Genomic DNA, 15,801 nt, shown 5'->3' with positions numbered 1-15,801 from the left:
TCGGGGCTTTCAAATAATAAACTATTAAAAAAATAAACTAGGAACAGAGTAATTAAAGAGCAATAATACTCCTCAATACTCTTACGTAAAGTTAGAAAAAATATCAATTAATTAAAAATAATTTCTTGTTAAATATTTCACAATTTTCTGTAAACCAAACTATTAAACACGTGTTTTAATAAAATTTATATTCTCTTTAAAAATAGTATCTTTAGGCGTAAAAAATTATAATTTTATGGATATCGAATTCAACAAACGAGAAGATCAAAACAGATTAAAATTATCCGAAATAAATCGTTTACTTGCCGAAATAAAAAAAGGAGGTGGAGAGAAAAAACTTCAAAAGTTACGTGAAGAAGGAAAAATGACTGCAAGAGAAAGAATTGATTATCTTCTCGATAAAGATTCAGATTCCATAGAAGTGGGAGCATTTGCAGGTTATGAGATGTATGAGGAACATGGAGGCTGTCCCGGAGGAGGTGTAGTGGTTGTCATTGGTTATGTTTCGGGTAGACAATGCCTTGTTGTAGCGAATGACGCTTCTGTAAAAGCAGGTGCCTGGTTTCCAATTACCGGAAAGAAAAATCTCAGAGCGCAGGAAATTGCTATGGAGAATAAACTTCCCATTATTTACCTTGTAGATTCAGCAGGTGTTTATTTGCCTATGCAAGATGAGATATTTCCTGATAAAGAACATTTTGGAAGAATTTTCAGAAACAATGCCAAAATGAGTTCTATGGGAATTATACAGATTTCTGCTGTTATGGGTAGCTGTGTGGCCGGAGGTGCTTATTTACCCATTATGAGTGATGAGGCAATGATCGTTGATAAAACAGGATCTATCTTCCTCGCAGGAAGCTATCTCGTAAAAGCTGCCATTGGTGAAAGTATCGATAATGAAACTCTGGGCGGAGCAACTACGCACTGTTCTATTTCAGGAGTTACAGATTATAAAGCAAAAGATGATAAAGATGCTTTAGACAGGATTAAGAATATCATGAAATCTATTGGAAGTACTGAAAAAGCAGGTTTTGACAGAATTGAAAGTTTTCCACCGAAAGAGAATCCTGAAAACATTTTTGGGATAATGCCAGCTTCAAGAGCTGAGCAATATGATACATTAGATATTATTAAATGTATGGTAGATAATTCCGAATTTGAAGAATATAAGCCGGATTACGGAAAAACTATTATTTGTGCTACGGCAAGAATAGATGGCTGGTCCGTAGGAATTGTTGCGAATCAAAGAAAATTAGTAAAGAGTGGTAAAGGAGAAATGCAGTTTGGAGGAGTTATTTATTCCGACTCTGCAGATAAGGCAACGAGATTTATCGCTAATTGTAATCAGAGAAAAATTCCTTTGATCTTTTTACAGGATGTTACAGGATTTATGGTAGGATCCAAATCAGAGCATGGAGGGATTATTAAAGACGGGGCAAAAATGGTAAACGCAGTAGCCAACTCTGTAGTTCCTAAATTTACTGTGATTACCGGAAACTCATATGGAGCGGGAAATTATGCAATGTGTGGAAAAGCATATGATCCGCGACTCATTGTTGCATGGCCATGGGCTGATCTTGCTGTAATGGGGGGAGCTCAGGCTGCAAAAGTTTTAGCTCAAATCCAGGAATCAACATTAAAAAAACAAGGAAAAGAAATCAGTGAAGAAGAGCATAATGAAATTTTAGATAGCATATCCAAAAGATATCAAAAACAAACCGAATCTACCTATGCTGCAGCCAGATTATGGACTGATGCTATCATTAATCCTACAGATACCAGAAAATGGATCTCTATGGGTATTGAAGCTGCTAATCATTCCCCTATAACAGAGAAATTTAATTTGGGAGTAATACAAGTTTGATGATGATACAATTTTCAATATATATTTATTGCCCTATTTGAAAAAGTAGGGCTTTTTGTATTTAGTGGCTTGGCTATCATTGATAACTGATAAAGAATGATTGATGATTGATATTTGATGAATGATCTTTTATCATTTATCATTCATCAATGATAAATGATCACTGACCCTTATCGTTTATCATTTATTCCTATGGTATGGTAGGTATAGATGTGTATAGATATAGTTATAAAACAAAAAAGTCTCATACAAATTCATGTATGAGACTTTTAATAAAAACTGGCGGCGACCTACTCTCCCGCTTGTCGCAGTACCATCGGCGCTGGTGGGCTTAACTTCTGTGTTCGGAATGGGAACAGGTGAGCCCCACCGCTAAAACCACCCTAAAGAAGGTATATAAGATATCAGAGGCTAGATTTCAGATTTCAGACCTATTATAAAGTCTGTTATCTGATGTCTTGTATCTGACATCTGTTTTATCGGTAAATTTCATCACAAAGGCAAAACCAGTATTGCACTTATAAGACTTGAATTAGTGTAACCTATAGGCTATAAATCTACGGGTAATTAGTACTACTCGGCTATGCTGTTACCAACTTTACACCTGTAGCCTATCAACGTGGTCATCTCCCACGACCCTTAAAAGATGTCTCATCTTGAGGCGAGTTTCGCACTTATATGCTTTCAGTGCTTATCTCTTCCAAACATAGCTACTCAGCGGTGCACCTGGCGGTACAACTGATACACCAGAGGTTTGTTCAATTCGGTCCTCTCGTACTAGAATCAAGCCCTCTCAAACATCTAACGCCCGCAATAGATAGAGACCGAACTGTCTCACGACGTTCTGAACCCAGCTCGCGTGCCACTTTAATGGGCGAACAGCCCAACCCTTGGGACCTTCTCCAGCCCCAGGATGTGACGAGCCGACATCGAGGTGCCGAACCTCCCCGTCGATGTGAGCTCTTGGGGGAGACTAGCCTGTTATCCCCGGAGTACCTTTTATCCTATGAGCGATGGCCCTTCCATACGGAACCACCGGATCACTATGTCCTGCTTTCGCACCTGATCGACTTGTAGGTCTCACAGTCAAGCACCCTTATGCCATTACACTCTACGCACGGTTACCAAGCGTGCTGAGGGTACCTTTGAAAGCCTCCGTTACTCTTTTGGAGGCGACCACCCCAGTCAAACTACCCACCACGCAATGTCCTTCCTAAAGGAAGTTAGGCTCCAAGTAAGTAAAGGGTGGTATTTCAACGTTGACTCCACAAACACTAGCGTGCCTGCTTCATAGTCTCCCACCTATCCTACACATTACTTACTCAAAGTCAATACGAAGTTATAGTAAAGGTTCACAGGGTCTTTTCGTCCCATTGCGGGTAATCGGCATCTTCACCGATACTACAATTTCACCGAGCTCGTGGCTGAGACAGTGCCCAGATCGTTACACCATTCGTGCAGGTCGGAACTTACCCGACAAGGAATTTCGCTACCTTAGGACCGTTATAGTTACGGCCGCCGTTTACTGGGGCTTCAGTCAAACGCTTCGCTTACGCTAACGCCCTTCCTTAACCTTCCAGCACCGGGCAGGTGTCAGACCCTATACAGCATCTTTCGATTTAGCAGAGTCCTGTGTTTTTGATAAACAGTCGCCTGGGCCTCTTCACTGCGGCCACCATTGCTGATGGCGTCTCTTCTTCCGAAGTTACGAGACTATTTTGCCTAGTTCCTTAGCCACGACTCACTCGAGCACCTTAGGATTCTCTCCTCGACTACCTGTGTCGGTTTTGGTACGGGTTGCTTCACTTCGGCTTTTCTTGGAAGCACTTTCCCTGCAGCAGCTTCGCCCGAAGGCTAGGCCTTGACTATTCCGTCAGTCTCCAGCAGGTACGGCACTCCGTCCCCTTTTTAGTGTGAGCAAGTATGGGAATATTAACCCATTGTCCATCCACTACCCCTTTCGGGTTCGCGTTAGGTCCCGACTAACCCTCAGCTGATTAGCATGGCTGAGGAAACCTTAGTCTTTCGGTGAGGGGGTTTCTCGCCCCCTTTATCGTTACTTATGCCTACATTTTCTTTTCTGTCCGCTCCACAATACCTCACGATACTGCTTCGGCGCAAACAGAATGCTCCCCTACCAGATGTACAATGTACAAATCCATAGCTTCGGTAATATGTTTATGCCCGATTATTATCCATGCCGGACCGCTCGACTAGTGAGCTGTTACGCACTCTTTAAATGAATGGCTGCTTCCAAGCCAACATCCTAGCTGTCAATGCAGTCCAACCGCGTTGCTTCAACTTAACATATATTTGGGGACCTTAGCTGTTGGTCTGGGTTCTTTCCCTCTCGGACATGGACCTTAGCACCCATGCCCTCACTGCTGATCAACATTTATTAGCATTCGGAGTTTGTCAGGAATTGGTAGGCGGTGAAACCCCCGCATCCAATCAGTAGCTCTACCTCTAATAAACTTATAATCAACGCTGCACCTAAATGCATTTCGGGGAGTACGAGCTATCTCCCAGTTTGATTGGCCTTTCACCCCTACCCACAGGTCATCCGAAGACTTTTCAACGTCAACCGGTTCGGTCCTCCACTCTGTGTTACCAGAGCTTCAACCTGCCCATGGGTAGATCACAAGGTTTCGCGTCTAATCCTACTAACTATCCGCCCTATTCAGACTCGCTTTCGCTCCGGCTCCGGACCTGAAGTCCTTAACCTCGCTAGTAAAATTAACTCGTAGGCTCATTATGCAAAAGGCACGCCGTCACCCAACTTGTGGGCTCCGACCGCTTGTAGGCGTACGGTTTCAGGTTCTATTTCACCCTTCTATTCGAAGTGCTTTTCACCTTTCCTTCACAGTACTTGTTCACTATCGGTCTTTCAGGAGTATTTAGCCTTGGAGGATGGTCCCCCCATATTCAGACAGGATTTCACGTGTCCCGCCCTACTCATTTATCATCTATATATACCTTTCGAATACCGGGCTATCACTGTCTATGGCCGCACTTTCCAGTACGTTCTTCTAAATATATAAAGACTTTTGGGCTAATCCGCTTTCGCTCGCCACTACTTACGGAATCTCTTCGATTTCTTTTCCTCCGGGTACTTAGATGTTTCAGTTCTCCGGGTTTGCTCCTCTTACGAGGTAATACATCTTCAATGTATTGGGTTGCCCCATTCGGACATCTGCGGATCAATTCGTGTGTGCCAATCCCCGCAGCTTTTCGCAGCTTACCACGTCCTTCGTCGCCTCTGAAAGCCTAGGCATCCGCCATACGCCCTTAACGATTTCTTTCCTATTTTTAGGTTACTCAAGCACTTATAAGTGCTCGGTTTTCTCTTTGTGATGTCTTTACCGTTAATGTCAATGATCTTTATTTCTTCTGTATTAATGTAAAACGTATTCATGTATCAATGACGGCTCTCGTCATGAGGTTTACATGCTTCTTTTTTACATATACAAACTGTGGAGAATAAGGGAGTCGAACCCTTGACCTCCTGCGTGCAAGGCAGGCGCTCTAGCCAGCTGAGCTAATTCCCCTCTAGTAGACTTCAGATATCAGATCCTAGATCTCAGACTTAATGTCTCATGTCTTATATCTGATCTCTTCCCGTCTTATAATTAGTAGTCTCGGGCAGGCTCGAACTGCCGACCTCTACATTATCAGTGTAGCGCTCTAACCAGCTGAGCTACGAGACTGTCTTGTTAGACTTGCAGATTCAAGATCCCAGATATCAGACTTACATGGTCTTTCTTCTTCTATCTTTCCTCTTGTCTCTCTTCCCTTTACTAATTTCTAGTGGGTGTTGTATTTTTTTATATATCAACCAAATAAAAAACTAAAGCTTCTCTTTAAGTAAGTACATGGTACACTTAAGTACCTTTATTTTGTTTAACGTTCTTCAACGCTCTAAAATGAGATGTTCCAGCCGCACCTTCCGGTACGGCTACCTTGTTACGACTTAGCCCTAGTTACCTGTTTTACCCTAGGCAGCTCCTGTTACGGTCACCGACTTCAGGTACCCCAGACTTCCATGGCTTGACGGGCGGTGTGTACAAGGCCCGGGAACGTATTCACCGCGCCATGGCTGATGCGCGATTACTAGCGATTCCAGCTTCATAGAGTCGAGTTGCAGACTCCAATCCGAACTGAGACCAGCTTTCGAGATTAGCATCCAGTCGCCTGGTAGCAGCCCTCTGTACTGGCCATTGTATTACGTGTGTGGCCCAAGGCGTAAGGGCCGTGATGATTTGACGTCATCCCCACCTTCCTCTCTACTTGCGTAGGCAGTCTCACTAGAGTCCCCAACTGAATGATGGCAACTAGTGACAGGGGTTGCGCTCGTTGCAGGACTTAACCTAACACCTCACGGCACGAGCTGACGACAACCATGCAGCACCTTGAAAAATGTCCGAAGAAAAGCCTATTTCTAAGCCTGTCATTTCCCATTTAAGCCTTGGTAAGGTTCCTCGCGTATCATCGAATTAAACCACATAATCCACCGCTTGTGCGGGCCCCCGTCAATTCCTTTGAGTTTCAAACTTGCGTTCGTACTCCCCAGGTGGCTAACTTATCACTTTCGCTTAGTCTCTGAATCCGAAAACCCAAAAACGAGTTAGCATCGTTTACGGCGTGGACTACCAGGGTATCTAATCCTGTTCGCTCCCCACGCTTTCGTCCATCAGCGTCAGTTAAGACATGGTAACCTGCCTTCGCAATTGGTGTTCTAAGTAATATCTATGCATTTCACCGCTACACTACTTATTCCAGCTACCTCTACCTTACTCAAGACCCGCAGTATCAATGGCAGTTTCATAGTTAAGCTATGAGATTTCACCACTGACTTACGAGTCCGCCTACGGACCCTTTAAACCCAATAAATCCGGATAACGCTTGCACCCTCCGTATTACCGCGGCTGCTGGCACGGAGTTAGCCGGTGCTTATTCGTATAGTACCTTCAGCTACCCTCACGAGGGTAGGTTTATCCCTATACAAAAGAAGTTTACAACCCATAGGGCCGTCATCCTTCACGCGGGATGGCTGGATCAGGCTCTCACCCATTGTCCAATATTCCTCACTGCTGCCTCCCGTAGGAGTCTGGTCCGTGTCTCAGTACCAGTGTGGGGGATCACCCTCTCAGGCCCCCTAAAGATCATTGACTTGGTGAGCCGTTACCTCACCAACTATCTAATCTTGCGCGTGCCCATCTCTATCCACCGGAGTTTTCAATATCTAATGATGCCATCAAATATATTATGGGGTATTAATCTTCCTTTCGAAAGGCTATCCCCCTGATAAAGGTAGGTTGCACACGTGTTCCGCACCCGTGCGCCGCTCTCTAGATCCCGAAAGATCTATACCGCTCGGCTTGCATGTGTTAGGCCTCCCGCTAGCGTTCATCCTGAGCCAGGATCAAACTCTCCATTGTATGTTTGTCTGACTCACTCAAAGTTTTGACGCTTTAGTTTTTCCTTACTTGGTTGTTATATTGTATTTCAATGATCTCTCTTCTTCCGCTTTTCTCTAAAGCTTTTTTTCTGTCGTTTTTGCTTTAGATTTGCGAGTGCAAAAGTAATTAATGTTTCTGAACTGACCAAATGTTTTTGAAGAAAATTTTAAAGTTTTTTCTGTAACCTTAATCCCTCTCTAACACTTATCTCAATTTTACTCCGCGCTCCCTTAATTGGGACTGCAAAGATACAAACTTTTCTCAATTTTCAAAATAAATTATTATTTATTTTTTTAAATCTTCGTTTATAATTACTCTCTTCTGCGCTACCTACTATCTCTCGTTTTCAGTGGGGCAAAAGTACACCTTATTCATCACATAATCCAAATCATTTTATACTTAAATTCATATTTAGTTCATATTTGATCTTAACTCACTGATAAGCAACTTCAAAAATTTCAATGCTTTTTCCTGGGTTTAGAATGATAAAAGCAAAAACATAGGAGAAAACTGCTATAACAAGGGAAAAAATAAAAGCTATAAAATGAAGGGTTTTCTATGGAAAAATGGAGGGTTGAGACAGGAAAAACAAGAAGTAGAAAGGGAAAAGTAAGGAGAAAAATGGAAAATGAAGTGCTGAAGAGTAAAGAAAAAAATATCTGACTAAAAAAAGACTGCAATAAATTCGGTTTGAACACAACAAAAAATATGATGTAGCATTTTATAAGATCAATAAGTATCTCTTTATTCTTTATTCTTTATTCTTTATTCTTTATTCTTTATTCTTTATTCTTTATTCTTTATTCTTTATTCTTTATTTAAATTTCCTCCTCTTATTTCGCACATAATAGATAGCTGTATAATAAATCAGCATACTTATTACTGGTAAAGGTAGAAGATAAAATCTTTATATGATCCCTCCTATTATATTGATATTCGTAATCCATATCATTATGCCCGGTATTAAAGTATAGATCATATTATATCTTGTATTGCTTGGGATGGCAGGATAAAATCTGGAGTTTAAATTTCCTAGGATTTAGATCCTGTTCCTAAAGGAAAGCTTTTCATCAATTGCAATATACTGGGATATCTTTATTCCGGATAAGGTCATTCTTCCAGGCATATAATTCATTAAGCCGTGCATGCAATAACAATATGGAATAATTTATAATTGATTAAGATATTATTGATGATTGGCGATTAAAACCTAAAAGTTGAAAATTAAAAATGGAACGTTTTTAAGTTGGCTAAACCCACTAGGATTTTGGAGGCTATTACTGAAGGGCTAAAGACCACCTCTATTGATGAAAGCTTGTAAAAGAATAAAGAGCCTAAAGTAGTAGTAGTAGTAGTAGTAGTAGTAGTTGTTGTTGTTGTTGTTGTTGTTGTTGTTGTTGTTGTTGGAAGAGGAATAAAATACAAAGTCCTACTAACTATGAATGATAAATGAGTGCTATTAATTGATAGTTGTCTGTTAATCAATAATGATTGATAGTTGATGATTGATAATTGATGGATGATCTTTTATCATTTATCATCCATCATTTATTTCTTATCGCTTATTAATAGCCATTTATCATTCATCAATGATCATTTATCTTTTATTCCTATGGTATGGTAGGTATAGATGTGTATAGATATAGTTATAAAACAAAAAAGTCTCATACAAATTCATGTATGAGACTTTTAATAAAAACTGGCGGCGACCTACTCTCCCGCTTGTCGCAGTACCATCGGCGCTGGTGGGCTTAACTTCTGTGTTCGGAATGGGAACAGGTGAGCCCCACCGCTAAAACCACCCTAAAGAAGGTATATAAGATATCAGAGGCTAGATTTCAGATTTCAGACCTATTATAAAGTCTGTTATCTGATGTCTTGTATCTGACATCTGTTTTATCGGTAAATTTCATCACAAAGGCAAAACCAGTATTGCACTTATAAGACTTGAATTAGTGTAACCTATAGGCTATAAATCTACGGGTAATTAGTACTACTCGGCTATGCTGTTACCAACTTTACACCTGTAGCCTATCAACGTGGTCATCTCCCACGACCCTTAAAAGATGTCTCATCTTGAGGCGAGTTTCGCACTTATATGCTTTCAGTGCTTATCTCTTCCAAACATAGCTACTCAGCGGTGCACCTGGCGGTACAACTGATACACCAGAGGTTTGTTCAATTCGGTCCTCTCGTACTAGAATCAAGCCCTCTCAAACATCTAACGCCCGCAATAGATAGAGACCGAACTGTCTCACGACGTTCTGAACCCAGCTCGCGTGCCACTTTAATGGGCGAACAGCCCAACCCTTGGGACCTTCTCCAGCCCCAGGATGTGACGAGCCGACATCGAGGTGCCGAACCTCCCCGTCGATGTGAGCTCTTGGGGGAGACTAGCCTGTTATCCCCGGAGTACCTTTTATCCTATGAGCGATGGCCCTTCCATACGGAACCACCGGATCACTATGTCCTGCTTTCGCACCTGATCGACTTGTAGGTCTCACAGTCAAGCACCCTTATGCCATTACACTCTACGCACGGTTACCAAGCGTGCTGAGGGTACCTTTGAAAGCCTCCGTTACTCTTTTGGAGGCGACCACCCCAGTCAAACTACCCACCACGCAATGTCCTTCCTAAAGGAAGTTAGGCTCCAAGTAAGTAAAGGGTGGTATTTCAACGTTGACTCCACAAACACTAGCGTGCCTGCTTCATAGTCTCCCACCTATCCTACACATTACTTACTCAAAGTCAATACGAAGTTATAGTAAAGGTTCACAGGGTCTTTTCGTCCCATTGCGGGTAATCGGCATCTTCACCGATACTACAATTTCACCGAGCTCGTGGCTGAGACAGTGCCCAGATCGTTACACCATTCGTGCAGGTCGGAACTTACCCGACAAGGAATTTCGCTACCTTAGGACCGTTATAGTTACGGCCGCCGTTTACTGGGGCTTCAGTCAAACGCTTCGCTTACGCTAACGCCCTTCCTTAACCTTCCAGCACCGGGCAGGTGTCAGACCCTATACAGCATCTTTCGATTTAGCAGAGTCCTGTGTTTTTGATAAACAGTCGCCTGGGCCTCTTCACTGCGGCCACCATTGCTGATGGCGTCTCTTCTTCCGAAGTTACGAGACTATTTTGCCTAGTTCCTTAGCCACGACTCACTCGAGCACCTTAGGATTCTCTCCTCGACTACCTGTGTCGGTTTTGGTACGGGTTGCTTCACTTCGGCTTTTCTTGGAAGCACTTTCCCTGCAGCAGCTTCGCCCGAAGGCTAGGCCTTGACTATTCCGTCAGTCTCCAGCAGGTACGGCACTCCGTCCCCTTTTTAGTGTGAGCAAGTATGGGAATATTAACCCATTGTCCATCCACTACCCCTTTCGGGTTCGCGTTAGGTCCCGACTAACCCTCAGCTGATTAGCATGGCTGAGGAAACCTTAGTCTTTCGGTGAGGGGGTTTCTCGCCCCCTTTATCGTTACTTATGCCTACATTTTCTTTTCTGTCCGCTCCACAATACCTCACGATACTGCTTCGGCGCAAACAGAATGCTCCCCTACCAGATGTACAATGTACAAATCCATAGCTTCGGTAATATGTTTATGCCCGATTATTATCCATGCCGGACCGCTCGACTAGTGAGCTGTTACGCACTCTTTAAATGAATGGCTGCTTCCAAGCCAACATCCTAGCTGTCAATGCAGTCCAACCGCGTTGCTTCAACTTAACATATATTTGGGGACCTTAGCTGTTGGTCTGGGTTCTTTCCCTCTCGGACATGGACCTTAGCACCCATGCCCTCACTGCTGATCAACATTTATTAGCATTCGGAGTTTGTCAGGAATTGGTAGGCGGTGAAACCCCCGCATCCAATCAGTAGCTCTACCTCTAATAAACTTATAATCAACGCTGCACCTAAATGCATTTCGGGGAGTACGAGCTATCTCCCAGTTTGATTGGCCTTTCACCCCTACCCACAGGTCATCCGAAGACTTTTCAACGTCAACCGGTTCGGTCCTCCACTCTGTGTTACCAGAGCTTCAACCTGCCCATGGGTAGATCACAAGGTTTCGCGTCTAATCCTACTAACTATCCGCCCTATTCAGACTCGCTTTCGCTCCGGCTCCGGACCTGAAGTCCTTAACCTCGCTAGTAAAATTAACTCGTAGGCTCATTATGCAAAAGGCACGCCGTCACCCAACTTGTGGGCTCCGACCGCTTGTAGGCGTACGGTTTCAGGTTCTATTTCACCCTTCTATTCGAAGTGCTTTTCACCTTTCCTTCACAGTACTTGTTCACTATCGGTCTTTCAGGAGTATTTAGCCTTGGAGGATGGTCCCCCCATATTCAGACAGGATTTCACGTGTCCCGCCCTACTCATTTATCATCTATATATACCTTTCGAATACCGGGCTATCACCGTCTATGGCCGCACTTTCCAGTACGTTCTTCTAAATATATAAAGACTTTTGGGCTAATCCGCTTTCGCTCGCCACTACTTACGGAATCTCTTCGATTTCTTTTCCTCCGGGTACTTAGATGTTTCAGTTCTCCGGGTTTGCTCCTCTTACGAGGTAATACATCTTCAATGTATTGGGTTGCCCCATTCGGACATCTGCGGATCAATTCGTGTGTGCCAATCCCCGCAGCTTTTCGCAGCTTACCACGTCCTTCGTCGCCTCTGAAAGCCTAGGCATCCGCCATACGCCCTTAACGATTTCTTTCCTATTTTTAGGTTACTCAAGCACTTATAAGTGCTCGGTTTTCTCTTTGTGATGTCTTTACCGTTAATGTCAATGATCTTTATTTCTTCTGTATTAATGTAAAACGTATTCATGTATCAATGACGGCTCTCGTCATGAGGTTTACATGCTTCTTTTTTACATATACAAACTGTGGAGAATAAGGGAGTCGAACCCTTGACCTCCTGCGTGCAAGGCAGGCGCTCTAGCCAGCTGAGCTAATTCCCCTCTAGTAGACTTCAGATATCAGATCCTAGATCTCAGACTTAATGTCTCATGTCTTATATCTGATCTCTTCCCGTCTTATAATTAGTAGTCTCGGGCAGGCTCGAACTGCCGACCTCTACATTATCAGTGTAGCGCTCTAACCAGCTGAGCTACGAGACTGTCTTGTTAGACTTGCAGATTCAAGATCCCAGATATCAGACTTACATGGTCTTTCTTCTTCTATCTTTCCTCTTGTCTCTCTTCCCTTTACTAATTTCTAGTGGGTGTTGTATTTTTTTATATATCAACCAAATAAAAAACTAAAGCTTCTCTTTAAGTAAGTACATGGTACACTTAAGTACCTTTATTTTGTTTAACGTTCTTCAACGCTCTAAAATGAGATGTTCCAGCCGCACCTTCCGGTACGGCTACCTTGTTACGACTTAGCCCTAGTTACCTGTTTTACCCTAGGCAGCTCCTGTTACGGTCACCGACTTCAGGTACCCCAGACTTCCATGGCTTGACGGGCGGTGTGTACAAGGCCCGGGAACGTATTCACCGCGCCATGGCTGATGCGCGATTACTAGCGATTCCAGCTTCATAGAGTCGAGTTGCAGACTCCAATCCGAACTGAGACCAGCTTTCGAGATTAGCATCCAGTCGCCTGGTAGCAGCCCTCTGTACTGGCCATTGTATTACGTGTGTGGCCCAAGGCGTAAGGGCCGTGATGATTTGACGTCATCCCCACCTTCCTCTCTACTTGCGTAGGCAGTCTCACTAGAGTCCCCAACTGAATGATGGCAACTAGTGACAGGGGTTGCGCTCGTTGCAGGACTTAACCTAACACCTCACGGCACGAGCTGACGACAACCATGCAGCACCTTGAAAAATGTCCGAAGAAAAGCCTATTTCTAAGCCTGTCATTTCCCATTTAAGCCTTGGTAAGGTTCCTCGCGTATCATCGAATTAAACCACATAATCCACCGCTTGTGCGGGCCCCCGTCAATTCCTTTGAGTTTCAAACTTGCGTTCGTACTCCCCAGGTGGCTAACTTATCACTTTCGCTTAGTCTCTGAATCCGAAAACCCAAAAACGAGTTAGCATCGTTTACGGCGTGGACTACCAGGGTATCTAATCCTGTTCGCTCCCCACGCTTTCGTCCATCAGCGTCAGTTAAGACATGGTAACCTGCCTTCGCAATTGGTGTTCTAAGTAATATCTATGCATTTCACCGCTACACTACTTATTCCAGCTACCTCTACCTTACTCAAGACCCGCAGTATCAATGGCAGTTTCATAGTTAAGCTATGAGATTTCACCACTGACTTACGAGTCCGCCTACGGACCCTTTAAACCCAATAAATCCGGATAACGCTTGCACCCTCCGTATTACCGCGGCTGCTGGCACGGAGTTAGCCGGTGCTTATTCGTATAGTACCTTCAGCTACCCTCACGAGGGTAGGTTTATCCCTATACAAAAGAAGTTTACAACCCATAGGGCCGTCATCCTTCACGCGGGATGGCTGGATCAGGCTCTCACCCATTGTCCAATATTCCTCACTGCTGCCTCCCGTAGGAGTCTGGTCCGTGTCTCAGTACCAGTGTGGGGGATCACCCTCTCAGGCCCCCTAAAGATCATTGACTTGGTGAGCCGTTACCTCACCAACTATCTAATCTTGCGCGTGCCCATCTCTATCCACCGGAGTTTTCAATATCTAATGATGCCATCAAATATATTATGGGGTATTAATCTTCCTTTCGAAAGGCTATCCCCCTGATAAAGGTAGGTTGCACACGTGTTCCGCACCCGTGCGCCGCTCTCTAGATCCCGAAAGATCTATACCGCTCGGCTTGCATGTGTTAGGCCTCCCGCTAGCGTTCATCCTGAGCCAGGATCAAACTCTCCATTGTATGTTTGTCTGACTCACTCAAAGTTTTGACGCTTTAGTTTTTCCTTACTTGGTTGTTATATTGTATTTCAATGATCTCTTTTCTTCCGCTTTTCTCTGAAGCTTTTTCTCTGTCGTTATTGCTTTAGATTTGCGAGTGCAAAAGTAATTAATGTTTTTGAACTGACCAAATGTTTTTGAAGAAAATTTTAAAGTTTTTTCTGTAACCTTAATCCCTCTCTAACACTTATCTCAATTTTACTCCGCGCTCCCTTAATTGGGACTGCAAAGATACAAACTTTTCTCAATTTTCAAAATAAATTATTATTTATTTTTTTTAAATCTTTCGTTTATAATTACCCTCTTCTGCGCTACCTACTATCTCTCATTTTCAGTGGGGCAAAAGTACACCTTATTCATCAAACAATCCAAATCATTTTATATTTAAATTAAGCATTGTGGAAAAACAAATGCTTAAGCAGCTGGTATCAAATGGTTTAAAACAAAAATATAGTTATCCACAATATGAAATAAGATTTCAACTGCAATCATGGAATGGAATTTTCCGGCTGTAAAGGTTAAAAACTCAATGAAAATAACAAGTGAATAAATATACCATGAAAAGAAGGGTATGCATTTCAGTTGCTATAATTAATGAACAATGATCCTTGTTATAATCAACTATCACAAGAAAAACAGTTGAACAAATATGCTATATCTTATAAAAGGTCTGACATTCTAGCCCCGATAGTAACGGTTACCCCGCAGTAAGGAAGGGATCTGAAAGAAAGCAAGGAACGAGGAGTATGAGTGGATAGCGGGATTTGCTCCAAAGAAAAATTAAAAAACAGCTTAATCTGTCATTTCAATTGTATGATCAAAAAAAACGCTTGACAAGCATCTTATATATATAGTATCCTAGTAAGCATCCGACAACATCGGCTACTATATCTAAAGTTTCCATGGATCTTCCCAATCCCATTTCCTCCTGAAGGATCTCTGTAAGGAAGGCATATATAAGGATGATCTGAAAAAAATACGAAAACTTAATTTTAGGAAACGCAGCAATAAAGCAAAATCCAAGCATTGCAAAAATGCTGACGTGTAAAACTTTATCGATCCCATTGAACATAAACCAATATTCATGGTTCTCTTCTCCGGGCTTGAGAAGCATATAAGTAAGAAATGCCCAATAAATGGGCAATATCTTACTAAATATTTTTGAAATCCTATCCAATGATAGCCTGATATTCTTCTGCAGTGAGTAATCCAGACTGATCAGCACCATCAGCGATCTCTAATTTAATGATCCATCCGTCACCATAAGGATCCGTATTCAACAACTCCGGCTGAGCTTCCAGCTCTGAATTGAATTCCGTAACTTTTCCTGCGATAGGCAAGAATAGATCAGAAACAGTTTTTACAGCTTCAACACTTCCAAAAACAGCTCCATTATCAAGATCATCATCAACTGTATCGATATCAACATATACGATGTCACCCAACTCTCCCTGAGCAAAATCTGTAATACCAATAGTAGCTACGTTTCCTTCAATCTTGATCCACTCGTGATCTTTAGTGTACTTTAATTCCGATGGTGTGTTCATTTTTTGATTTTTATTATTCTACAAATTTATTCAAA

The 15,801-nt window shown here is 42.7% G+C and carries 4 protein-coding genes, 4 tRNA genes and 6 rRNA genes; 1 reads left to right on the top strand and 13 read right to left on the bottom strand.

The window, feature by feature from the left end:
• The first annotated feature begins 235 nt into the window (after positions 1-235).
• Positions 236-1,864, top strand: coding sequence for an acyl-CoA carboxylase subunit beta (locus PFY10_16630; GenBank protein ID WBV55838.1), 1,629 nt, complete (start codon positions 236-238; stop codon positions 1,862-1,864).
• Positions 1,865-2,141: 277 nt separating this feature from the next.
• Here PFY10_16630 and rrf (PFY10_16625) read toward each other — a convergent pair.
• The 13 genes from rrf (PFY10_16625) to gcvH all read right to left on the bottom strand — a co-directional run bounded on the left by rrf (PFY10_16625) (position 2,142) and on the right by gcvH (position 15,766).
• A 5S ribosomal RNA gene (rrf, locus tag PFY10_16625) occupies positions 2,142-2,250 on the bottom strand.
• Between the two features lie 161 nt (positions 2,251-2,411).
• Positions 2,412-5,166: ribosomal RNA gene (locus PFY10_16620) — 23S ribosomal RNA — on the bottom strand.
• Between the two features lie 172 nt (positions 5,167-5,338).
• Positions 5,339-5,412 (bottom strand) — tRNA-Ala (locus PFY10_16615).
• Between the two features lie 85 nt (positions 5,413-5,497).
• Positions 5,498-5,571 (bottom strand) — tRNA-Ile (locus tag PFY10_16610).
• A 214-nt stretch (positions 5,572-5,785) separates the two neighbouring features.
• Positions 5,786-7,302, bottom strand: a 16S ribosomal RNA gene (locus PFY10_16605).
• A 1,245-nt stretch (positions 7,303-8,547) separates the two neighbouring features.
• Positions 8,548-8,748: a hypothetical protein gene (locus PFY10_16600; protein ID WBV55837.1), complete on the bottom strand. Its 201-nt coding sequence runs from the start codon at positions 8,746-8,748 to the stop codon at positions 8,548-8,550.
• Positions 8,749-9,020: 272 nt separating this feature from the next.
• Positions 9,021-9,129: ribosomal RNA gene (gene rrf / locus PFY10_16595) — 5S ribosomal RNA — on the bottom strand.
• Positions 9,130-9,290: 161 nt separating this feature from the next.
• Positions 9,291-12,045 (bottom strand): 23S ribosomal RNA (locus tag PFY10_16590).
• A gap of 172 nt (positions 12,046-12,217) precedes the next feature.
• Positions 12,218-12,291: transfer RNA gene (locus PFY10_16585), tRNA-Ala, on the bottom strand.
• A gap of 85 nt (positions 12,292-12,376) precedes the next feature.
• Positions 12,377-12,450, bottom strand: a tRNA-Ile gene (locus PFY10_16580).
• Between the two features lie 214 nt (positions 12,451-12,664).
• A 16S ribosomal RNA gene (locus PFY10_16575) occupies positions 12,665-14,181 on the bottom strand.
• Together the 16S, 23S and 5S rRNA genes with 4 tRNA genes alongside form the textbook arrangement of a ribosomal RNA operon.
• Before the next feature lie 855 nt (positions 14,182-15,036).
• Positions 15,037-15,363 carry a VanZ family protein gene (locus PFY10_16570; protein ID WBV58956.1) on the bottom strand — a complete coding sequence of 109 codons (327 nt, stop codon included), beginning with the start codon at positions 15,361-15,363 and terminating at the stop codon, positions 15,037-15,039.
• Positions 15,364-15,388: 25 nt separating this feature from the next.
• Positions 15,389-15,766, bottom strand: coding sequence for a glycine cleavage system protein GcvH (gene gcvH, locus PFY10_16565; protein WBV55836.1), 378 nt, complete (start codon positions 15,764-15,766; stop codon positions 15,389-15,391).
• Positions 15,767-15,801 lie beyond the last annotated feature (35 nt).

This window comes from Chryseobacterium daecheongense, from assembly GCA_027920525.1.
Lineage (GTDB): Bacteria > Bacteroidota > Bacteroidia > Flavobacteriales > Weeksellaceae > Chryseobacterium > Chryseobacterium proteolyticum.
Note: the sequence above shows the minus strand (reverse complement) of the source record. Positions and strands in the feature narration are given on the sequence as shown.

Excerpts from the sequence above, each read along its gene's own strand:
- gcvH (WBV55836.1), bottom strand. The coding sequence starts at position 15,766 with ATGAACACACCATCGGAATTAAAGTACACTAAAGATCACGAGTGGATC.
- PFY10_16630 (WBV55838.1), top strand. The coding sequence starts at position 236 with ATGGATATCGAATTCAACAAACGAGAAGATCAAAACAGATTAAAATTA.